Annotated in this window: 20 protein-coding genes; 7 read left to right on the forward strand and 13 right to left on the reverse strand. The window is 65.1% G+C overall.

The window, feature by feature from the left end; all coding sequences use genetic code 11:
- Positions 1-104: 104 nt before the first annotated feature.
- The 3 genes from E1H16_RS00585 to E1H16_RS00595 form a co-directional block, all read right to left on the reverse strand.
- Entirely contained in the window at positions 105-845 is a 741-nt protein-coding gene (locus tag E1H16_RS00585) for an SDR family oxidoreductase (protein ID WP_134321759.1), read from the reverse strand.
- Positions 846-894: 49 nt separating this feature from the next.
- Positions 895-1,956, reverse strand: coding sequence for a lipoate-protein ligase LplAB (gene lplAB, locus E1H16_RS00590; RefSeq protein WP_134322327.1), 1,062 nt, complete (start codon positions 1,954-1,956; stop codon positions 895-897).
- A gap of 140 nt (positions 1,957-2,096) precedes the next feature.
- Positions 2,097-2,591 carry a DUF4188 domain-containing protein gene (locus E1H16_RS00595; protein WP_134321760.1) on the reverse strand — a complete coding sequence of 165 codons (495 nt, stop codon included), beginning with the start codon at positions 2,589-2,591 and terminating at the stop codon, positions 2,097-2,099.
- A 68-nt stretch (positions 2,592-2,659) separates the two neighbouring features.
- Between E1H16_RS00595 and E1H16_RS00600 the strand changes: the two genes are divergently transcribed.
- Positions 2,660-3,244: a TetR-like C-terminal domain-containing protein gene (locus tag E1H16_RS00600; RefSeq protein WP_134321761.1), complete on the forward strand. Its 585-nt coding sequence runs from the start codon at positions 2,660-2,662 to the stop codon at positions 3,242-3,244.
- A 91-nt stretch (positions 3,245-3,335) separates the two neighbouring features.
- Here E1H16_RS00600 and E1H16_RS00605 read toward each other — a convergent pair whose 3' ends face one another.
- Together E1H16_RS00605 and E1H16_RS00610 are read right to left on the reverse strand one after the other, a co-directional pair.
- Positions 3,336-4,763, reverse strand: coding sequence for an aldehyde dehydrogenase family protein (locus E1H16_RS00605; protein ID WP_134321762.1), 1,428 nt, complete (start codon positions 4,761-4,763; stop codon positions 3,336-3,338).
- 110 nt (positions 4,764-4,873) lie between these two features.
- Positions 4,874-5,830 carry a helix-turn-helix domain-containing protein gene (locus E1H16_RS00610; RefSeq protein ID WP_166741567.1) on the reverse strand — a complete coding sequence of 319 codons (957 nt, stop codon included), beginning with the start codon at positions 5,828-5,830 and terminating at the stop codon, positions 4,874-4,876.
- A gap of 18 nt (positions 5,831-5,848) precedes the next feature.
- Between E1H16_RS00610 and E1H16_RS00615 the strand changes: the two genes are divergently transcribed.
- The gene (locus E1H16_RS00615) at positions 5,849-6,457 is read left to right on the forward strand and encodes a TIGR03086 family metal-binding protein (protein ID WP_134321764.1); all 609 of its coding nucleotides are present in this window, start codon (positions 5,849-5,851) and stop codon (positions 6,455-6,457) included.
- A 94-nt stretch (positions 6,458-6,551) separates the two neighbouring features.
- On the opposite strand, the gene E1H16_RS00620 is transcribed toward E1H16_RS00615, so the two are convergent.
- A complete protein-coding gene (locus E1H16_RS00620) occupies positions 6,552-7,751 on the reverse strand; it encodes an acyl-CoA dehydrogenase family protein (protein WP_134321765.1) in 1,200 nt (399 codons plus the stop codon).
- Between the two features lie 251 nt (positions 7,752-8,002).
- Here E1H16_RS00620 and E1H16_RS00625 point away from each other — a divergent pair, with 251 nt between their 5' ends.
- Entirely contained in the window at positions 8,003-9,592 is a 1,590-nt protein-coding gene (locus E1H16_RS00625) for an ABC transporter substrate-binding protein (RefSeq protein ID WP_166741568.1), read from the forward strand.
- A gap of 453 nt (positions 9,593-10,045) precedes the next feature.
- Here the strand turns inward: E1H16_RS00625 and E1H16_RS00630 are convergent, their stop codons facing one another.
- Positions 10,046-11,875 carry a serine/threonine-protein kinase gene (locus E1H16_RS00630; protein ID WP_134321767.1) on the reverse strand — a complete coding sequence of 610 codons (1,830 nt, stop codon included), beginning with the start codon at positions 11,873-11,875 and terminating at the stop codon, positions 10,046-10,048.
- 33 nt (positions 11,876-11,908) lie between these two features.
- Here E1H16_RS00630 and E1H16_RS00635 point away from each other — a divergent pair, with 33 nt between their 5' ends.
- The 3 genes from E1H16_RS00635 to E1H16_RS00645 all read left to right on the forward strand — a co-directional run bounded on the left by E1H16_RS00635 (position 11,909) and on the right by E1H16_RS00645 (position 14,934).
- Entirely contained in the window at positions 11,909-13,141 is a 1,233-nt protein-coding gene (locus E1H16_RS00635) for a magnesium transporter MgtE N-terminal domain-containing protein (RefSeq protein ID WP_134321768.1), read from the forward strand.
- Positions 13,134-13,706, forward strand: a complete 573-nt coding sequence (locus E1H16_RS00640) for a DUF1003 domain-containing protein (RefSeq protein ID WP_134321769.1) — start codon at positions 13,134-13,136, stop codon at positions 13,704-13,706. Before E1H16_RS00635 ends, E1H16_RS00640 begins: the two co-directional genes overlap by 8 nt.
- An 88-nt stretch (positions 13,707-13,794) precedes the next feature.
- Complete coding sequence (locus E1H16_RS00645) at positions 13,795-14,934, forward strand: Mrp/NBP35 family ATP-binding protein (RefSeq protein WP_134321770.1); 1,140 nt, start codon at positions 13,795-13,797, stop codon at positions 14,932-14,934.
- A gap of 126 nt (positions 14,935-15,060) precedes the next feature.
- On the opposite strand, the gene E1H16_RS00650 is transcribed toward E1H16_RS00645, so the two are convergent.
- The 6 genes from E1H16_RS00650 to sigE all read right to left on the reverse strand — a co-directional run bounded on the left by E1H16_RS00650 (position 15,061) and on the right by sigE (position 20,368).
- Positions 15,061-15,402, reverse strand: a complete 342-nt coding sequence (locus E1H16_RS00650) for a sec-independent translocase (RefSeq protein ID WP_134321771.1) — start codon at positions 15,400-15,402, stop codon at positions 15,061-15,063.
- Between the two features lie 42 nt (positions 15,403-15,444).
- A complete protein-coding gene (locus E1H16_RS00655) occupies positions 15,445-16,323 on the reverse strand; it encodes an HpcH/HpaI aldolase/citrate lyase family protein (protein WP_134321772.1) in 879 nt (292 codons plus the stop codon).
- Positions 16,324-16,325: 2 nt separating this feature from the next.
- A complete protein-coding gene (locus tag E1H16_RS00660) occupies positions 16,326-17,393 on the reverse strand; it encodes an HpcH/HpaI aldolase/citrate lyase family protein (protein WP_134321773.1) in 1,068 nt (355 codons plus the stop codon).
- 115 nt (positions 17,394-17,508) lie between these two features.
- Positions 17,509-19,230 carry a trypsin-like peptidase domain-containing protein gene (locus E1H16_RS00665; protein WP_134321774.1) on the reverse strand — a complete coding sequence of 574 codons (1,722 nt, stop codon included), beginning with the start codon at positions 19,228-19,230 and terminating at the stop codon, positions 17,509-17,511.
- Between the two features lie 38 nt (positions 19,231-19,268).
- Complete coding sequence (locus E1H16_RS00670) at positions 19,269-19,784, reverse strand: anti-sigma factor family protein (protein WP_134321775.1); 516 nt, start codon at positions 19,782-19,784, stop codon at positions 19,269-19,271.
- The gene (gene sigE / locus E1H16_RS00675) at positions 19,781-20,368 is read right to left on the reverse strand and encodes an RNA polymerase sigma factor SigE (RefSeq protein WP_134321776.1); all 588 of its coding nucleotides are present in this window, start codon (positions 20,366-20,368) and stop codon (positions 19,781-19,783) included. The genes E1H16_RS00670 and sigE overlap by 4 nt, the downstream gene beginning before the upstream one ends.
- A gap of 107 nt (positions 20,369-20,475) precedes the next feature.
- Between sigE and E1H16_RS00680 the strand changes: the two genes are divergently transcribed.
- The gene (locus E1H16_RS00680) at positions 20,476-21,108 is read left to right on the forward strand and encodes an O-methyltransferase (protein ID WP_134321777.1); all 633 of its coding nucleotides are present in this window, start codon (positions 20,476-20,478) and stop codon (positions 21,106-21,108) included.
- The last annotated feature ends 2 nt before the right edge of the window (positions 21,109-21,110 follow it).

Below are 21,110 nucleotides of genomic sequence, written 5' to 3' on the forward strand. Positions count from 1 at the left end.
GGTGAGTGCACAATGTTTCGGACCTCAGCAACGCTAGCCGCTGGTGGCAGCACACGGACCCGAGGGCGGGCGCGATAGGCCCACGGCGGCAGGTGGCCGCGAATCTAGCGATCGGCCGCGAGCCATTCGTGGAACGTCGCGCCACCGGTCTCGGCGTCCTTGCCGGCAAGGATCGAACCCGACGCGAACGCCTTCATCGTCGCGCCGAACGCCGGCAGCCGCAGCGTCTTAGGCACCGAGCCGCCATCGTGTCGACGCAACATTGCCACGATCTGCGGCATCGTCAGCACCTCGGGCCCAGCGAGATCGGTCGCGCGGACCGGACCGCTTGGTAGATCACCGGTCGCGTAGTCGAGCATCCGACGCGCCACCCAGGTAACGTCCACGGGCTGGCTGGCCATGTTGCCAACGGTGAACGAGATCGGCCCGCGGGTCAATCGGCGCGCCATCGACGCCGCGAAGCCATGGAACTGGGTCGCGCGGACCACGGTCGAGGGTCCCGGCGACTCGGCCAGCGCCTTCTCGGCGGCTAGTTTCGCGTGGTAGTAGCTGTACGGAGTCTGGTCGACGCCGACAATCGACACATAGACGATGTGGGTGTCGGGACCAGTCGCCTCGATCAATCTGCGGGTCCCGTCGATGTCCACCGGGCGCGGGTCGCGCGGGTTGGAGGCACAGTGCACGACGGCGTCCGCTCCGGCGACCGCCTCCGCTAATCCGGCACCGGTGCGCAGGTCGACACCGTTAACTCGACTCGCATTGCTGACCTGGTGCCCGCGTGCCTTCGCATCGGCCATGATCTCTCGCCCAAGGGCTCCGTGTCCGCCAGTGACCACGATTCGCATCGCTCAACCCTTCCCGCGCCGCCGCCTCAGCCTTATGGCTCAGCCTCCCCTACGGTATCCGTGCCGTCCATTGGGGGTTGGTGAATTTCTCGGCAGCCAATGTCGTGGCTGCGGCGATCTCCTCGGGACGCAACGTGCCGTCAACGGTGTCGTACCGCTCGCGGAAGTGGTCCTTCAGCGCCTCCATCACCGCTTCACGGGTCATTCCGGTCTGGCTACGCAGGGGATCGACGCGCTTCTTGGCTGACTTCGTCCCCTTGTCGCTGAGCTTTTCGCGGCCGATACGCAACACCCGGAACATTTTGTCGGCGTCCACGTCGTACGACATCATCGCGTGATGCAGCACTCCCCCGTTGGCCAAGCGTTTCTGTGCGGCGCCGCCGATCTTGCCCAGCGCGGAGGTGATGTCATTCAGCGGCTGGTAGGTGGCATCGATACCGATTGACCTCAACCCGCCGAGCACCCAGTCGTCCAGGAAGGCGTAGGACTGCTCGAAGCTCAGCCCTTCCACGAGCGAGGCCGGCACATAGAGCGAGTAGGTGACGCCGTTTCCGGGCTCGACGAACATCGCGCCGCCGCCGGAGATGCGGCGTACGACGGTGACCCCCTCGGCCTTGGACTCCTCTAGGTCGACTTCGTTGCGTAGCGACTGGAACGAGCCGATGATGATCGCGCGCGTGTCCCACTCCCACAACCGCAAGGTCGGCGGTCGCGTTCCCCGACCCACTTCGGCGGTGAGCACCTCGTCCAACGCCAGATGCATCGCCGGCGGCATCGGTGCTGGGTGGAGGATCTCGAAGGTGTGATCGGCCCAGCCGGTCGCGAAGCCCAGAGCACGCCGAACCGCGATCGCGATCGCGGCCGTGGTGAACCCGACCAGATGCGCGCCGCGCACCGCATCGTCGAGTCGGGCCGTGAGGGCATCAACGGCGGCGGACTCCGGCATGCCGACGAGCGCGTTATTCAATCGCGGCAGCGCCTCGTCGGGTTCAAGGAAAAAATCGCCGTTGATGTGGACGTTGGCGATCGTCGCGTCGTCGACCGTGACGTCGGCCGCTACCAGTTTTCCGCCAGCAACCTTGTACTCACCATGCCGTACGCCTGACTTCATGATTCCCACCTAATCACGATACGCACGATTGCGCAGACCACCGGGCGCCGGACATGGCCGCCGCGATTCACACACCTTCGCGGGCATGCCCGCGCCGCGTCGCCCACTGCTGCACGGCCGTACCTCCGCACTGCCGCGAATCAGTCACTGCGGTGGGAGTACCCACGCCGCAACCGTTGCTTGGCCGTGTGCGCACCCGCCCCGATGCGCTCGGCGCCGAGCGCCTTACCGAGCCCGAACTCAGGCATATTCACGTAGACGACTTCCCGTGCGGAGGCGGGTACGACGTACGTCTCGTGCCACACGCCGACCGTCCCGTCCTCCCCAACGCGGCGAACGAAGTCCCGCCACGCAGGTAGGTGCGGCGCATCGGAAGCGGAAGCAAACCGCTGCAGATGCTCCGGCGATCGCCAATACGACAGCAGCACGGTCGTACGTCCGAACCAACTCTGAAAACTAAGCATGCCGGCGTCCTGGTCATCTGCCAGGTGCCGCAGCATTCGTGGCATCGCGGTGAGCACCGGCCACCATCGAGTGATCGCCAACGGCTTGTTCAGCCGCATCCCGATCAGGAACACGGTGACCTCTTGACCGGCATCGGCGCTGACAGTGAATCGTCCGGGGTTGAGAGACATGAGTACAAGCCCTTCGTAACGTTGTTACGTAACACTGTTATGTAACAACGTTATGCTAGCCTGGTCAAGTGGCTCGACCAAGAAAGTACGGCGACTCCATCCGGGAAGACCTCATCATCGCCGCGGCATCCCGGGTCGCGGCCGGAGATGACTTCGCCCTGCGCTCGATCGCGACCGATTGCGGATGCACGACGAGCACGATCTATCGACTCTTCGGCGACCGCGACACCCTCATCACCGCGGTGATCGACTATGTGTCGGAAAGTTTCAGCAAGAATCAGCACAGCGTCGCGGCGACCGATGCCCCAATGGACGATCTACGCCGACTGGGTATCGCCTACCGCACCTGGGCAATCGAGAATCCGACCCTGTATCACGTGATGTTCGGCGGGCCACCAGCATGCGCTCCGGAACCCGTCGATGAGCTACCGGACAGCGACTCGATCCAGCCGTTGATCGACGCGGTACGCCGCGGCCTGACGGCCGGTGACCTCGTCGGCGGTCGCCCTGAGCAGATCGTCCGTTCGATTTGGGCCGGCGTGCACGGCTGGGTCACCCTCGAACTCGGTGGCGCACTGCCGAACGGACCGCGCAAGAGCGTGCGCGAGTACGGCGTTCATCTGGATTCCCTCCTCAAGGCGTGGCGCCCGTAATCCGCGGCACGAACCCTCATCCTGTAGCGCTCACACACCACAAAGGGCCTGACACCACACTGGTGTCAGGCCCTTCGAAGTTGACGTGCAGTTACGCCTGCCCGGCGCCCAGCACGGCCTTCAGCTCAAGGAAGTCAGCGAACGCGTGCTCGCCCCACTCGCGCCCGTTACCGGACTGCTTGTAGCCACCGAACGGCGCGTTCGGGTCCGGCATCGCGTTGTTCACGTTGATCTGTCCCGCGCGCAGGCGCGAGGCGACCCGCAGTGCCTCATCATGGTCGGCACCGGCGACGTACCCAGCCAGACCGTAGGGCGTGTCGTTGCCCATCTCGATCGCCTGGTCGATGTCGTCGTACCCGATGACGGTCAGCACCGGTCCGAAGATTTCCTCCCGGGCGATCGTCATGTCGTTGGTCGCGTTCGTGAACACGGTTGGCTTGACGAAGTAACCCTTCTCCAGGCCGTCCGGCTTACCGGCACCACCGGCGGCGACGGTTGCGCCCTCCTCGATCCCCTTGTTGATCAGGCCCTGCACCTTTTCGAACTGGGTGAGCGAGACCAGCGGACCCATCTTGGCGCCGGAATCCGGTAGACCGGGAGCGAACTTGTCGACGACAGCCTTGGCGATTTCCTCAACCTCGCCCATGCGCGCCTTCGGCACGAACATGCGGGTCGGGGCGTTGCAGGACTGTCCGGTGTTCGTCATGACGCCGGCGATACCGCCGGTGACACTCTGCGCGAACGCCTCATCGTCCAGGATGATGTTCGGGCTCTTGCCGCCGAGTTCCTGCTGAACGCGCTTAACGGTCGGCGCAGCGTTGCGAGCGACCTCAACACCGGCGCGGGTCGAACCGGTGAACGAGACCATGTCGACATCCGGGTGGCTCGACATCGGCGCACCCACGCTGGGGCCGTCACCGTTGACGAGGTTGAACACGCCGGCCGGAACGCCGGCAGCATCCATGACCTCGGCCCACAGGTAGCCGGAGAACGGCGCGACCTCGGACGGCTTGAGCACCATGGTGCAGCCGGTAGCCAGCGCCGGCGCGACCTTGCACGCGATCTGGTTCAGCGGCCAGTTCCACGGGGTGATCATGGCGACGACGCCAATCGGCTCCTTGACAATGCGAGTGGTGCCCTTGTCCTCCTCGAACTGGAACTCCTTGAGGACGTTCAGCGCCGTCTTGAGGTGCGTGAGGCCCTGCGCCGCCTGCGCCTTCTGCGCCAGGAAGTCGGGGGCGCCCATCTCCTCGGTCACCGCTGCGGCGAACTCGTCGTACCGCTTCTTGTATTCCTCAACGCAACGCTCGAGCACCGCGACGCGCTCTTCGACACTGGTGCGACCCCAGGTCTTGAAGGCCTCCTTGGCCGCGGCGACAGCCTTGTTGACGTCCGCCTCGGCGCCCATCGAGATCTTGCCGGCGACCTCCTCGGTCGACGGATTGATCACGTCTAACGACTTGGGCGTCTCGGGGTCGACCCACTGACCGTTGATGTAGAACTTTCCGTAATCGCGCATCGGGTTCCCTCCAGGATTCTTGGGACAAGCGCGGTGCACACACCGCGTCAGGGGCAAATTCTATAGAGAAATTGGGTGACGTTAGCGTTACCTACCCCGTGGGACTAAGCCTAGACCGCTCGTGGTGCTTCTGCATCCGGAGGGCATCGCAACGGCACCACGGACGCGGCGTACGCCGCCGGCGTCATCCCGACAACCGCCTTGAACTCGCGGATCAGGTGGGCATGATCGGCGTATCCAAGGCCCGCGGCCAGCTCCGACCAGGACCCTGGTCGCCCTGCCCGGGCGGCATCCGCCGCCTCGATCAGCCGACACCGCCGAATCATCCACATCGGCGAGACTCCGGCGTACTCGATAAACAATCTCTGCAGCGTCCGCACGCTATGGCCTACCCGATCAGCCAACATCGCCACGGACCGAATCGAACGGTCAGCCTCAACCAGCCCGGCCGCCCACACCACCTGAGCGGCCGCCGCGCGACGCTGGGCAGATACTCGGTCGATCGCAACACGCAGCGCTGCCTCAAGTTCACCCACCTGCGCCGGGACGTCATCAGCGAGGTCGGCAACCCTCGCCTCGAGCGACGCGCTCCGCGCCCCCAACACCTCCGCGGCCGACACGGTCGAATCGGTGAGATCCCCTGCGGACCGACCGAGCAACAAGCCCAACGCTCCGGGGCGCAGCTTCGCGGCAACGTTCCACCCCGTACCGCGCAGGCGCCGTCGGTCGATCGCGGTTTGCACCCCGACGAGAGTCGCCTCAATGTCGTCTCGTGGCTCACCGCGCGTGTACGCCGGTCCGGCACTCAGATTCGCCGACGGATGCGCCAGCACCGGCTGCACGAACTCAGCACTACCAGGCAAAGTCCACCGCACGGCCCAGAACCAGTCGACCAACCCACCGAGTTCGTCCGGGGGCGCCACTCGAGTGAACTCGACGTGTTCGCGCATCAGCCCAGGGTTGAGGATCCCCCGACTGTCGCGCTCGATCTCCTGGCGGCGATGTTCCAGCACCCGATCACCGTAGCGCGCAGATATGACGCGTTTCTTCAATCCTGCTCGTGGCATCCACCGCATGCTGAAGGTATGACTACAGATCAGAACACGACAGCGTCGACTCTGGCGCATCTTCGACCGGTACTTCGAGACCTCGCGGCGGTGGCCGGCCGTGTCGAGGAGAACCACCTTGGCCTACCGACACCCTGCGCCGAGTACGACGTCAGCGCATTGAGCGCGCACATCGTCGGCTGGCTGGAGAACTTCGCCGGCGGGTACGCCGACCCTGACGGGGTGTGCCCACTGGCCGACGTATCGAGCGTGAGCGTGACACGTCAGCAAGCAGCTGAGCGCATCGATACCGCCGCTGTCACGCTGGACAACGCTGTACAGGCCGGCGCCGCCGAGCGGCCCTTGGTCATCTCGCAACAGGGCGGCATGCCCGGCGACATGGCGCTGTCGATGATCCTCGGCGAGTACCTGGTGCACGGCTGGGATCTCGCCCGCGCCACCGGCCAGTCGTGGACGCCGGACGATGAGGCCAGCGAAACCTCACTGACATTCTTCGGCGGCATGGTGACACCGGAGTACCGCGGGGACGGCGGGATGTTTGCGGCCGAAGTCGCTGTGCCCGAGAACGCCCCGATCTTCGATCGCCTACTCGGCTTCGCGGGGCGCAACCCTGACTGGACGCCGTAACCGGCGCCCGGCTCGAGAGCCGAACCGTCGAGGATCCAAAGGGCGATGTCGTGTGCGTTAAGCGCACACAACATTGCCCTTTGGATACGGCCGATTAGGCCTTGTTCTTGTAGTCGCGCATCAAACCGCGGCTAATGATCTGCTTCTGGATCTCGCTGGTGCCCTCGCCGATCAGCAGGAACGGAGCCTCACGCATCAGCCGTTCGATCTCCGCCTCCTTCGAGTATCCGTAGCCACCGTGGATCTTGAATGAGTCCGTGGTGACCCGCGCGGCAGCCTCCGAGGCCACCATCTTCGCCATGCCCGCCTCGATGTCGTTACGCGTGCCGGCGTCCTTCAACCGAGCAGCATTGACCATCATCGAGTGCGCAACCTCAACATCGGTCGCCATCTCGGCCAGCTTGAAGGCGATCGCCTGGTGCCCGATGATCGCCTTACCGAAGGTCTCGCGCTCCTGGGCGTACTTGATCGCCAGTTCGAACGCGCGGATCGCGACGCCGCAGCCGCGCGCAGCGACGTTCACGCGACCGACCTCGATGCCGTCCATCATCTTGTAAAAGCCCTGGCCAACGCCCTCTTCGCCACCGAGTACGGCGGACGCCGGGACCTTGTGGTTGTCCAGAACCATCTCCGTGGTCTCGACGCCCTTGTAGCCCATCTTCTCGATCTTCCCGGGGATCGTGAGACCGCCGGTGGTCTTGAAGCCGGGTTCCTTCTCCAGCAGGAAGGTGCTCATGTTCTTGTAGACCGAGTCGCTACCGGTGTCGGTCTTGACCAGGGTCGCCACAACCGAGGAGTAGGCACCGTTCGTCAGCCACATCTTCTGGCCGTTGATGTTCCACTCGTCGCCGTCCCGGACGGCCTTCGTGGTGATAGCCGAAACGTCCGAACCGCAGCCCGGCTCAGACATCGAGAACGCGCCTCGACAGTCACCGGTCGCCATCCGCGGAAGGTAGTACTCCTTCTGCTCTTGCGTTCCGTGCTGAATGATCAGGTACGCCACGATGAAGTGGGTGTTGATGATGCCGGAGATGCTCATCCACCCGCGTGCGAGTTCCTCGACGCACAGCACATAAGTGAGCAGCGACTCGCCGAGGCCGCCGTACTCCTCGGGGATCATGAGCCCGAACAGGCCCATATCCTTCATGCCTTCGAGGATCTTCTCTGGGTAGGTGTCGTCGTGTTCGAGCGCCTGAGCGTTCGGGATGATTTCCTTGTCGACGAACTGGCGGACCGTGCTGAGGATCTCCTGCTGGACGTCCGTCAGGCCTGGGGTCTGAGCCAATCGTGCCATGCGCTGCCTCCGAAAATACGTGCGCTTCGAACCGGATTCGGTTCATAGGAACTTACCGCGCGAACGTCGATCTTTCGTCGTTGGGTGCCGTCGATCCGTCGAAGGTCACAGATGGCTTCCGCCTGTATGGTTGGGGTTGCATTTTACGCCGGTGTCGTGGTCCTATGTGCGCACTCAATTCCCGGCGGGCTGGCCAGTCAGTTCATGAACGCTGTCCCGCCATCGACCAAGAGTGGGCCCACACCGTGACTGTGAACAGACTTTCGCGACGCTTCAGCATGATCACCGCGCTGGCGGCATCGAGCGTGCTTCTCGCTGCCTGCGGCAGCACACCTGACAAGGAAACTACCGAAGATGTCGCAAGCGAATTCTCCAACGAGATCCCGCTGAGCGACACGTTCGACCCGGAGGGTCACTTCACGTATTCGTACAGCGTCATGACACCTGGTTGGGACCCGATCGAAAGCGTCTCCGGGTACGACTTCGTGACGCTCGCGCCCGTGTACGACCGCCTCGTGTGGAATGCCCCCGACGGCACGGTGCAGCCCATGCTCGCCACCGAGTGGGAGCAGGAGGGCACCGCCTTGGTGATGCACCTGCGCGAGGACGTGACGTTCTCCGACGGCGAGCCGTTCAACGCCGAAGCCGTCAAGACCAACCTCGACCGCGCAAAAGGCGAAGGAAGCCGGATCGCTGCCGAGATCGAGCAGCTCGACTCTGTCGAGGTCGTCGACGAGTACACGGTGAAGCTCAACGCCGATTCAGGGTTGGGCGCGCTGCTCGGCTCGATGGCCGAGCGCCCCGGCATGATGGCCTCACCAAAGGCGATCAAGGCGGGCACCCTAGAGACGAAACCGGTCGGGGCCGGCGCGTACACGATGGAATCGTTCTCGGCCGGTGACACCGCGACCTATGCGAAGCGTGAAGGCTACTGGGACCCCGAGGTCCAGAACGCCGCCACCATGGAAATCAAGCTGATGACCGACGACCAGACCCGGCTGAACGCGTTGAATTCCGGCGAGTTGGACGGCGCGGTCATGCGACCGCCGCAGGTGAAGTCGGCCGTCGCGGACGATCTGACGGTCACCGCTTCGGAGTCGGTCACCTACATGTACCTCCTGGTGAACTCGTCGGTCGAGCCGATGAACGATCCAAAGGTGCGTGAAGCGCTGAACTATGCCGTCGACCGTGTGGAGATCGGCGACGGGTTCTTCGAGGGTCTGTGCACGCCGCAGATCCAGCCGTGGCCGGAGACCAGCTTCGCTTACAACCCCGAGATCGGTGATGGCCTGGACATCTGGCCACACGACGTTGAGAAGGCGAAGGAACTGCTCGCTGAGGCCGGCGTACCCGACGGGTTCCCGATCAAGGCAGTCACCACGAACGTCACCTACACCACGCAACTGTCCGAGATCGTGCAGGAGCAGTTGGCTGAGGTCGGCATCGAAATGTCGATCGATCCCGTCCCGACGCCGCAGGTGATCGAGAGCTTCTCGGTCAACAAGACGACCAACGGCAACATCAACCCGTACTCCGGCAGCGCCGACCCGCACGGCGTCGCTTCGCGTTACCTCAACCCCGGCTCGATCTACAGCCCTGGCGAGGACCCCGCCCAGGAGATCCTTGATCTCGCGGCCGAGGCTTCGACACCGGTCGATCCCGAGGAGCGTGCGCCGATCTATCACGACATGATGCAGGCGATGATCGACAACCCGACGCACCAGATCCCGCTGTGCCAGCTGCAGGTACTGAGCGCGTTCAATGACAACGTGTCGGGCTTCTCGTTGAGCCCGACCGGCTTCCCGGACCTGCGCGGCATCGCCGTCGAGCCCGAGCAGTAAGCAGTACGAGCACCGCACTACCGGGGCGCCGTTGTCAGGTCACTGACAACGGCGCCCCGGCGTTCGCTGGCAGAACATCATCAACGCGCCCCGCGATTCGCGACAGAACACCCATAGCGCGCCCGGAGGTTCGCCGGTAAACGGCAGTAGCGCGCGGAGGTTCGCCGGCAGAACAGCGGTAGCGCGTAGTTGCCCCGCGGATTAGCCCGCACAAAACGCAGTGCAGGGGGCCACTCATCTCCTATAGAACGATAATCGGCCGCTCACACTGCGTTTTGAGCACAGAAACCCGGCACCTCGATACCGCAACAAGGTCACCCTGACACCGCGCATCGCGACACCACAGACACCGGGCGCACCGACACCGCGTCGCGACACCGCACACACCAGGCATCGCGACGCCTCATCCACCGACACCGCGTCTACCGCCCGAGGCCGCACGCGCGACTGGACCTACTCGGTCGCGAGCTCGACGAAGGCCTCGGTGACCGGGTCGATCATCTCCTCGGACACTCCCTCCTCGTTGCTCTGCATCACCACATACGCCACGGAGGTACCCGCCGACATCGCCAACACGGTGACGTAACGCCACCCGGCGCGCGCGGCGTCGCCCTCCTCGTTCGTAGCCGACTCCTCATCGCCGGCATTCTGATCCAGTGCGATAGCCACCTGACGGGCCTGGAACTGCACACCGTCCGGTACGTCCGGCTCGTATTCGGGCACGCTGATCTGCGCGGGTTGCCCGTACAGCGTCGACTCATTCCCCACCGAGATGCCCAGATCTGAAAGTTCATCCAGGCAGGTGTCGAACTGTGGGCTCGACCACGCCTGTACCCAGTTCTGCGCGACGTCCGCTGACGAGGCCACGATCGCTTGCGATCGCGCGATCCGGTAATTGCCGCTGCTCTCGTCGGTGACCTCGTTATCGACGTACTGCGCGGATGCCTTCGCCGAAGCGACATCGGTCGCGGGATCCAAACCCATGCAACTGTTCAGGGCCGACGCCGTGATCGAGTCCGCTTCCTCGCGGGTCTCCGGCAGTTGCCCGATAACTTCAGTCAGCAGCGACATGTCTTCGGTCGCCTGCCATGTGCCTGGGCCATACGAATCCGAACCGATGAGCAGGTCGGCAGCGTCCTGAGGGTTCGTTGGGTCGACGGAGGCCAACGCCACCGACAGTCCCCACCCGCCCAGGCCCAGCACGAGAGCGGTCGCGACGCCGGCAGCGATCCATTTGGCGCGCGAGCGCCGCCGCGGCCCGGGCTGCTGCGCGGTGACCTCAGGGAATCTGCCCGGTTCGTGACGCATGGTCGGTGAGCCTGGTGAACCGATCGACGCGGTCGGGTCCGCTCGCACCGACTCCTGCGGTACCCAACTCGTCGGTGCCTCACTCGGCCCGCCGCGAGGCGCCAGCGGTGACGACGCGGCTTCCGGCGCCACGACCATCGGCGTTTGGGCGATGCCGAGGTCGCGCTGTACATCCTGCAGCCGCCTGCCAAATTCGCCCGCGCTCATCTGCCGCAACCCCGGCGTCTTACTCATCGCTTTCTCCAGCGTGGCGGCGAAGACATCGGGTACGCCGCGGCCGCGCAGATCTGGCGGCGGTTCCTGCACGACCCGCAGCAGCACCGCGGCGACACTCTCATCGCCATCGCGGTGAAACGGCCCGCTGCCCAGCAAAGCGGCCATGAGCGTCGCGGCCAACGAATACACGTCCGAACGCACGGTCGCTGGTTCCCCGGTAAGCACCTCCGGGGCTGCGTAGCCCGGCGTGGCGACTACATCCCCAGTACGGGTGAGCTTCGTGTCCGCCATCCGCGCCTGGCCGAAGTCAGCCAGCCGGGGGACGTCGTACGAGTCGAACAGGATGTTGCCGGGTTTGATGTCGCGATGCAGTAGCCCGGCCTCGTGTGCGGTCTGCAGCGCACCACACATCCTGATGCCCAGGTCCAGTACGAGCGGCACCGGCAGCGGTCCACTGGCGCGCAGGCGATCGTCGAGTGAACCGTGTTCGCACAGCTGCATCACGAAGTACGGCGACCCGTCGCTCAGGGTGTCGGCGGTGTAGATCGGGACGACGTTGGGGTGACCGGACATGGCGCCGAGCGCCTGGCTTTCCAATGCAAAGCGCTGCGCGCTGAGCTCATCCAGACGTGTTGTCAGCAGTTTGACTGCGACCACGCGGCGTAATTGCTGTTGGTTGGCGCGGTACACAACGCCGTTGCCGCCGTGACCGATCTCGACGAGATCGGTCAGGCCGGGGATGTCGGGGTTGCGCTGCATGGGGACATTCTGCCTTGTCGGTAACCTTGATCCGTGACTACGACGTCCCGCGTGTACCTGACCCGCCTCGCGGGTCTCTCTGTGCTGGACCCGGACGGTGCCCCGGTCGGCAAGGTGCTCGACGTCGTGCTCACCCTACGCACCGACTCGTCGCCGGCCCGCGTGATCGGTCTCGTCGTCGAGATCACTCGGGGCCGCCAATCCTTCGTCCCGATCGGCAAAATGGTGGCCGCTGACCACGGTTCGTTGCGGCTGTCGACCGGGACGGTCAGCGTCCGCAAGTTCGAGTTGCGCCCGCACGAGGTGCTGGCGATCGCCGAACTCCTCGATCGTCAGGTCACCGTGTTGGCGACCGGTACGCCGGTGACGCTGGTAGACGTCGCAATGGAACAAAACCGATCCCGCGACTGGCTGGTGCAGAAGGTCGCCGTCCGTGAACGCGCCCACCGACTCAGCCGAGGTCACGTCCGGCAACTCGACTGGCACGAAATCGGCGGCATCACGATCGACAAGGAAAGTCAGGAGACAACCAGCCTCCTCGAGGAGTTTGAAGACCAACGCCCCGCGGACGTCGCCGCACGCATCCGTGATTTGCCCGATCGCCGTCGACAAGAGGTTGCCGAGGCGCTGGATGACAATCGCCTCGCCGACGTGCTCGGCGAGTTGCCGGACGATGACCAACGCGAGATTCTGTCGCAGCTGGAGGACGAACGCGCCGCCGACGTCCTCTCCGAGATGGACCCTGACGACGCCGCCGACCTGCTCGGCGACCTGCCCGATTCCGAACGGGAGAGGTTGCTGGGTCTGATGGAACCCGACGAGGCGTCCCCGGTGCGGCAATTGCTGTCGTACGGCGACGACACCGCCGGTGGTGTGATGACCTCGGAACCGGTCATTCTGCCGCCGAACACGACCATCGCCGAAGCGCTCGCGCGCATCCGCCGCGAGCAGTTGAATCCGTCCGTGGCGTCACAGGTGTACGTCGCTCGTCCGCCCTCGACCACGCCGACCGGCCACTTTCTCGGGGTCGTGCACTTCCAGCGGCTGCTGCGCGAGGCGCCGTTCGAGCAGGTCGGCTCGATCACGTACGACGACCTCGACCCGCTGAGCCCGCAGACCGAACTCGCCGAGATCGCCCGGTACTTCGCGACCTACAACCTGGTCGCGGCACCGGTCGTCGATGATGCGGGTCGACTCGTCGGCGCCGTCACCGTCGACGATCTGCTCGATCACTTACTCCCGGAGGATTGGCGCGAGGATGGCTAGCCGCGTAGATCCCGATGACCTGTCACGCCCCGGAGGCACCTCGCCTGGCGTGCGGTTCCATTTCGACCCGGAGGCGGTCGGCCGCGGCGCGGAAAACCTAGCCCGGTTCTTCGGCACGACTCGCTATCTGGTGATCCAGACCGTGATAGTGATCGTGTGGATCCTGCTGAACGTCTTCGTGATCACGCTGCAGTGGGACCCCTATCCGTTCATTCTGCTGAACCTGGCTTTCTCCACCCAGGCGGCGTACGCAGCTCCGCTGATTCTGCTCGCCCAGAACCGCCAGGAAGCGCGCGACAAGGTCGCGCTGCAAGAGGATCGGTCCCGCGCTGTCGCGTCGAAGGCCGACACCGAGTTCATTGCCCGCGAACTCGCCTCGCTGCGGTTGTCGATCGGCGAAGTCGCGACCCGCGATTTCGTGCGCACCGAGTTGCAAAAGCTCTTGGCCGAGGAATCCAGCGGCAAGAAACCGAAATCCAAGAAGAAGCGCGCCCCCTCGCCGTCGCCGTCGCGTAAGCCCGACGACGGCGACGTCCTTGACGCCGACCCACACTCGACAGACTGACTGATCACAGGACGTCGACGCCGCGTAGCGGTCGATGCCGCGGGACGTACCATGAGATGTTCCGCCTATCGAGGATTTCGAGGTTCATATGTCATCCGCAATTGACCGCGGCACGATCGATGCTGCCCTGGCGACGGTCAACGACCCGGAGATTCGCCGTCCGCTCACCGAGATCGGCATGATCAAGGACGTCTCCATCGCCGACGACGGCGTGGTCACGGTCGGGATCTACCTGACGGTCGCGGGCTGTCCGATGCGCGACACCCTCACCAAGGACGTCACCAACGCCGTCTCTGCGGTGCGGGGCGTGACGGGCGTGAACGTCGAGATGGACGTGATGAACGACGAGCAGCGCGCGGAGTTACGCAAGACGCTGCGTGGCGGCCAGCCCGAGGCGGTCATCCCATTCGCCCAGCCTGGCTCGCTGACCAGGGTGTACGCCGTGGCGTCCGGTAAGGGCGGCGTCGGTAAGTCCAGTGTCACCGTGAACCTCGCCGTCGCGATGGCCCAGCAGGGATTGCGGGTAGGTGTCGTCGACGCGGACATCTATGGCCACTCCGTGCCGCGGATGATCGGCGTCACCACCCAGCCGACGCAGGTTGACGACATGATCATGCCGCCCCAGGCCAACGGCGTTTCGGTGATCTCCGTGGGCATGTTCACCCCCGGCAACCAGCCGGTGGTGTGGCGCGGTCCGATGCTGCACCGCGCGCTGCAACAGTTCCTGGCCGACGTGTTTTGGGGCGATCTCGACGTCCTACTGCTGGACCTGCCTCCCGGCACCGGCGACGTCGCGATCTCGGTCGCGCAGTTATTGCCCAACAGCGAGTTGATCATCGTCACTACCCCGCAGGTCGCGGCGCGTGAGGTGGCCGAGCGCGCGGGCGCGATCGCGAACCAGACGCATCAGCAGATCGTCGGCGTCATCGAGAACATGTCCGGGTTCCCGTGCCCGCACTGCGGCGATCCGATCGAGCTGTTCGGGTCCGGCGGCGGTCAGGCTGTCGCGGACTCGCTGACCCAGTCCACCGGCACTCGGGTGCCGCTGCTGGGACAGGTGCCGCTGGACATGCGCCTGCGTGAGGGCGGCGACGACGGTAAGCCGTTGGTCCTGTCGGACCCGTCATCGGGCGCGGGCGAAGCCCTGCACAGCATCGCCTCGCGATTGGCTACCCGTGAACGCGGTCTGGCCGGGATGTCGCTGGGCATCAGCCCCGTGCGCCACTAGCCACCCACCCGCCGGTCAACGACCGCCTAGCGCAAACGATCTGCGGCGGCACGACGGGTGAAGGCATAGCAGAGAAAGGCCCCGTCCGTTAGCAAACGGACGGGGCCTGCGCACATAGTCCCGTGGTCAGGTCGCTTCCACGTCGAACTTGGCGGGCTGCTGGGTCTGCTGCAACTGCTGGGTCGCTTTCATCCCCCGCGGCGCCGGCTTGCTCACCGCGGGCTCGTCGTCCTCCCACAGGTGCTTACGCACGTACTCCTTGGGGTTCAGCAAATCGCGGTCGAAGTTCGGCAACTCGTCACCGAACTCCTCCTTGATGTGCTTCTTCGCTCCCGTTACCTGCTCCTTGAGCGATTTCAGCGCGCTGCCGGCCTGCTTGGCCGCGCCCGGCAACCGGTCGGGGCCGAAAATAAACAATGCGACCAGGACCAGCACAACGATCTCTTGCCAACCAAGCGAGCTGAACACGTGAGCGCTCCTAGGATTACCTGTCTACCGGCAAGATTACGCCTATGCCTGCAAAGCGTCGATCGCCTTACTGATCTCCAGCGATCGGCGGGCGTTATCGACGTGCAGGTTCTCGATCATCTTGCCGTTGAACGTCGCAACGCCCTTACCTTCGCGTAGCGCGTCCTCCCAGATATGGATGATCTCCGCAGCGTCAGCCACCTCTTGCTCGGACGGCGCGAAGACCTCGTTCGTCGGCTCGACCTGCGTCGGGTGGATCAGGGTCTTGCCGTCAAAGCCGAGCTGCTTACCCTGCACCGCTTCCGCCAGGAAGCCTTCGGGATCGCGCACGTCGTTGTAGACGCCGTCCAGGATCACCTTGCCGGCCGCGCGCGCAGCCATCAGCGCCATACCAAGCCCGGGCAGCAGCGGCGCCCGTCCGGGTACGTGATCGGCGTGCAGTTCCTTCGCCTGATCATTGGTGCCCATCACCAGCACCTCGAGCCGCTCGGACGCCGAAGCGATCTCGTACGCGTTCAGGAACGCAATCGGCGTCTCGATCATCGCCCACAGCTTCGTCTTCGCCGGGGCGCCAGCGGCCTCCAGGGACGCAACCAACTGGCGGACCTCGTCGGCCGAGTTCACCTTGGGTACGACGATGCCGTCCGGCCCGGCAGCAGCGGCGGCCTTGATGTCCTCGGCGTGCCACTGGGTGTCCAGGCTGTTGACCCGGATCGTCAGCTCGCGCTTGCCGTACTCGCCGGAGGTAACCGCGGCGCAGGCAGCGTCACGGGCGGCTTCCTTGGCGTCCGGCGCGACAGCGTCTTCGAGGTCGAAGATGATCGCGTCGGCGGGCAGCGCCTTAGCCTTGTCCAGCGCGCGGGCGTTCGCCGACGGCATGTACAGCACCGAACGACGTGGGCGGTAGGTCGCATTGCTCATAGTTAGTTGTCTCCAGTTGCAGTGGCGTACAGTTCGGCGAGCTCAGGATCGCGGGCGGCCAAGTCCTCGGCCAACTTCACGATGACCAGGCACTGCTTCACCGAGGCGTCGTCCTCCATCTTTCCGTCAAGCATGACGGCGCCCGAACCATCGCCCATCGCGGCCACCACGCGGCGTGCGTGCGCGACGTCTTCGACGGTCGGGCTAAAGACGCGCTTTGCGATATCGATCTGTACCGGGTGCAGCGACCAGGCGCCGACACACCCCAGCAGGAAGGCGTTGCGGAACTGGTCCTCGCAGGCAACCGTGTCTTTGATGTCGCCGAACGGGCCATAGAACGGGAAGATTCCGTTCATCACGCACGCATCGACCATGCGCGAGATGGTGTAGTGCCACAGATCCTGCTGGAAGACGCCACGCTCACCCTCGATATCGCCGTCCGTCGGGTCCTGGCGCACCAGGTAGCCCGGGTGTCCGCCGCCGACCCGGGTGGTCTTCATGCGACGGTCCGCGGCCAGGTCGGCCGGTCCGAGCGAGAGGCCCTGCATGCGCGGGCTGGCGGCGCAAATCTCCTCGACGTTGGCGACTCCACGAGCGGTCTCCAGGATCGCGTGGATCAGCAGCGGACGCTTCAGCCCGGCTTTCGCCTCCAGCTGGGCGAGCAGACGGTCGACGAAGTGGATATCTTCGGGGCCTTCCACCTTCGGGATCATGATGACATCCAGCTTGTCCCCGATCTCGGCGACGAGAGTGGTGATGTCGTCGTGGAACCACGGCGAATCCAGCGAATTGACGCGGGTCCAGAACTGTGTGTTCTCGCCGAAATCGACCGTCTTCCCGACGTTCACCAGCCCGAGGCGAGCAGCTTCCTTGCGCTCGGTCTTGACGGCGTCCTCGAGGTTGCCGAGCAGGATGTCGACCTTGCCAACCATCGCGGGGACCTTCGCAGCCATCTTCTCGTTGCTGGGATCGAAGAAGTGGATCGCGCGCGAAGGCCGCGCGGGTACCTCCATCAGAGGCTGCGGCGCCCCCACAGCGAGGGGCTTGAAGAAGTCTTTGGCGCTGCGCATCGCACGTCCTTCCGAATCACGACATAGTTCGGCATAGACGCTAACAGCGCGGCGCGCATCGGTTGACGGCAGGCAGTCCTTGCTGCGGCCCGCGCGCTGTCACGGCGCTGCCTGGTTAGGCCTGGCCGAGGACGACCTCCACGGTCTTCTGGTCACCGCCGGAAATCAGCGTGACCTCGACCGTGTCACCGGGCTTCTTCGGGTAGGTGACCGAGTTGACGTCTTCGACGCTGCCGACGCGTTGCCCGTCGACCTCGATGATGACGTCCTTCTCCTTGATGCCGGCTTCGGCCGCCGGCGAGGACGCGTCGGCGCGTACGACGAGAACACCGTCAGTGGTGCCGTCGGAGACCGACTGCGCGTTGATTCCGAGGCTGCCGTGCTGTGGGGTGTCGCCCTTGATCAACGAGTCGGCGATGTCCATCGCGTAATCGACCGGGATCGCGAAACCGAGACCGATGCTGCCGGCCTGACCTTCACCGCTGGAGAAACTCGCGATGGCGGTGTTGATGCCGACCAGCGCTCCCTGGTCATCGACGAGCGCGCCGCCGGAGTTTCCGGGATTGATCGACGCGTCGGTCTGCAGCGCCATGATGTAGGCGTCGGTATCAGCGCCCTCTCCGGCCAGGTGCATGGGCCGATCCAGGGCCGAGACAATTCCCGACGTGACGGTTCCGGCGAGCCCGAGCGGCGATCCGAAGGCCACGACCTGATCGCCCACGGCGACGTTCTTGGACTGGCCGATATCGATCGGTGTGAGTCCGGGCTTGTCCACCTTCAGCACCGCGAGGTCGGACTTCTGGTCACGACCAACGATTTCCGCGGGACTGATCGAGCCGTCCACGAAGGACACGTTAAGGCTCGCGTCCTCTGCATCAGCAGCCATAGAAACGACGTGATTGTTGGTCAGGATGTAGCCGTCTTCGGCGATGACCACTCCGGAACCGGAGCCGCCGCTGTTGCCTACCAACACCTCGATCGACACGACGCTCGGTTGCACCTTCTGCGCAATGTCACCGATCGAACTCGGCGGCTTCGAGTTATCGACCTCGTTGTACTCGGGATTCGCGGTCGTGAGCGGAGTCTGTGAAGTGACCTTGCCGAGGTAGTACCCGCCGATGCCGCCGGCGACGCCCAGAACCAGCGTCATCACGGCGATCAATCCAGCCAGGCGCACCGGGATATCGCCGACGCGGACTCGCCGCCGACCCTTCTTGTCCTGCTGCACGGTCGCTTCGGCGACGGCATCCTCATGCTCGGCCAGTCGTGGGGCACGCTGCAAGCCCGCTTCGGCATGCGGGTCGCGCCACGGATCCCGAGGAGCGTCCTCCCACCACGCCTTGGACGGCAGTTCGCCTGGCTGGTACGGCGCACGTCCCGGCTGTCGCTGCAGATCCGCACCCTCACCCTCGGGGCGGCCGAACGCTCGCTGATACGCCATCGGCGGCGACGCCTGGGTGGGGCGTTCCTGGCCGTACGGCGCACGCGGAGCAAAACTGTCGGCCGTTCCCGATGGGCGGCCGAACGCCTGCGCTACCGGCGGCGGTGGCGGCGGCATCCGCCGCTGTACCGCGGGCGTGCCTGGGCGTTGCACGAAGCTTCCGGCGACGTCCTCGGGACGCGAAAAAACACGCTGCTCCCCGATTGACGGCGTCGGGCCGGGGTCGATCGAGGGCTGCGGTGGGCTGGGCGTGGGCCCAAAACTGTCGGCGACCCCATCCGGTCGCGTGTACGCGGTTTCGTCGACGGGCGTGCCCGCTGGGTTTTCCGTACCGTCCGAACGCGTGGGTTCAGCGTCGGCGGAGCGATCAGGTGGGTTCTGGCCGTCGTTCGACATGAATCTGAAGTCCTTTTTCTCCGCTGGCGCCCGTGACGTTACCGGCTGGTGTCGGCCGGATCCTGGTCGATCTGCGCGGGTAGGACGTCCGTGATGTGCATCTGGTGCCCCCGAGCGTCGCTCGCGGTTTGCTGGCACAGTGTGGGACTCACCACAACGCTGACCACCGCGAACGCTGCGGCACTGCTCTTGAACACGCGCCCACGCAGTGTCCCAAGGCCGAAACTACCGCGCCTACGCGGCTCGTCCAGCGGCGATGCCACCGGGAATTCGAACCGGTCTCCGGTCGTGCCGGAGTGATCGAACGGGCCCTGCTTGTCCGCAGCGAACGGGATCTGCCCGAGCCGACTGAGCAGGTTGTTCGGGATATCGCAATCACCGAAGTTCTGCATCAGCGACGTCTTCGCTTGACGTTGAATCGCAACGGCCTGGGCACATTCGTAGCAACCGCGGATATGCCGCGCGGCGCGTTCGTGTGCGACGGTACCGAGTTCACCATCGACGTACGCCGACATCGCCTCGGTGGACAGGTGCATCTCACCGGCGCTGCTCACGCCTCACCCCCGGCCCGGATGGCCTCCGGCGCTCGATGGGCAAGGGCCTCCCGCAACTGCAGACGGCCACGGTGGATTCGGCTGCGCACGGTGCCGAGCTTGACGCCGAGCGTCGCGGCGATCTCCTCGTACGACAGGCCTTCGATATCGCAGAGCACCACGGCCGCGCGGAAGTCCGGCGGCAGATCCGCGAGCGCGGCCTGCACGTCGGCGTTGATGTTGTTGTGGTCGAACGTGACAACCGGGTCGGAATGCGTGCCCGGTAGCCGCTCAACCTCATCGGAGAGCTGGTCGAAGCGAATCCGCTGCCGACGACGAGCCATGTCCAGGAAGAGGTTGGTGGTGATCCGGTGCATCCACCCTTCAAACGTGCCGGGCGTGTACGACGACAACGAACGGAAGACGCGGATGAAGGTCTCCTGCGTGAGGTCCTCGGCGTCCTGCTGGTTTCCCGACAGCCGGTAGGCCAATCGGTACACCCGGGCAGAATGCTCGCGAACGATCTGATCCCACGATGGGGCGACCCAGTCCCCGTCGGCTTGCCCGCTTGTGGCGGAGTCGGCCGGTGCGGTCTGGTGGGTCATGTGTTGTTTCGCTCCTCGCAAGTAGCGGTAAGGGGATACGGACAATTCTGCCGCATTCGGCGTAGTCGCGCCGTCAAGACGGCAATGTTGATCGCTAGTCTTGACGCATGACCAACGCCGCAAGCCGAACCTACGTCGAGACTTTCGTCACCGAGCACCCCGCCGCCGCCTCAGCGCGGCAACGGGCCGAGGAACTTGGCGTGACGCCGGTCACCGCCGGTACCGGTGCGGCACTTCGGCTGCTGGCTGCGACCCTCGACGCTCGGGCCGTGGTCGAGGTGGGCACCGGCACGGGGGTATCGGGCATGTGGCTACTTGACGGTATGCAGCCCGAAGGCATCCTGACCACCGTCGACACCGAGATCGAGCATCAGCGTGCCGCCAAACGATCCTTCACCGAGGCTGGCATCGCGCCGTCGCGTGCCCGGGTGATCACCGGGGACGCGCGCGACGTACTCCCCCGGCTCACCGACGGCGCCTACGACATGGTGTTTATCGATGCCGACCCGCAGGACTACGCCGAAACTCTCGACGAGGCGCTGCGACTGTTGCGCTATGGCGGGCTCGTCGTGCTCAACGACGCCCTGCACAGCGATCGCGTAGCCGACCCGTCCGCACGCGACGCGGATTCCGTCGCGCTGCGCGAGATCGGCAAGTTGATCCGCGAGCACGATTTCCTGGTCCCGGGGATCCTGCCGAACGGTGAGGGCCTGCTGGCGGCCGTGTACCGCCCGGAGTAGTC

This window comes from Cumulibacter soli (assembly GCF_004382795.1).
Lineage (GTDB): Bacteria > Actinomycetota > Actinomycetes > Mycobacteriales > Antricoccaceae > Cumulibacter > Cumulibacter soli.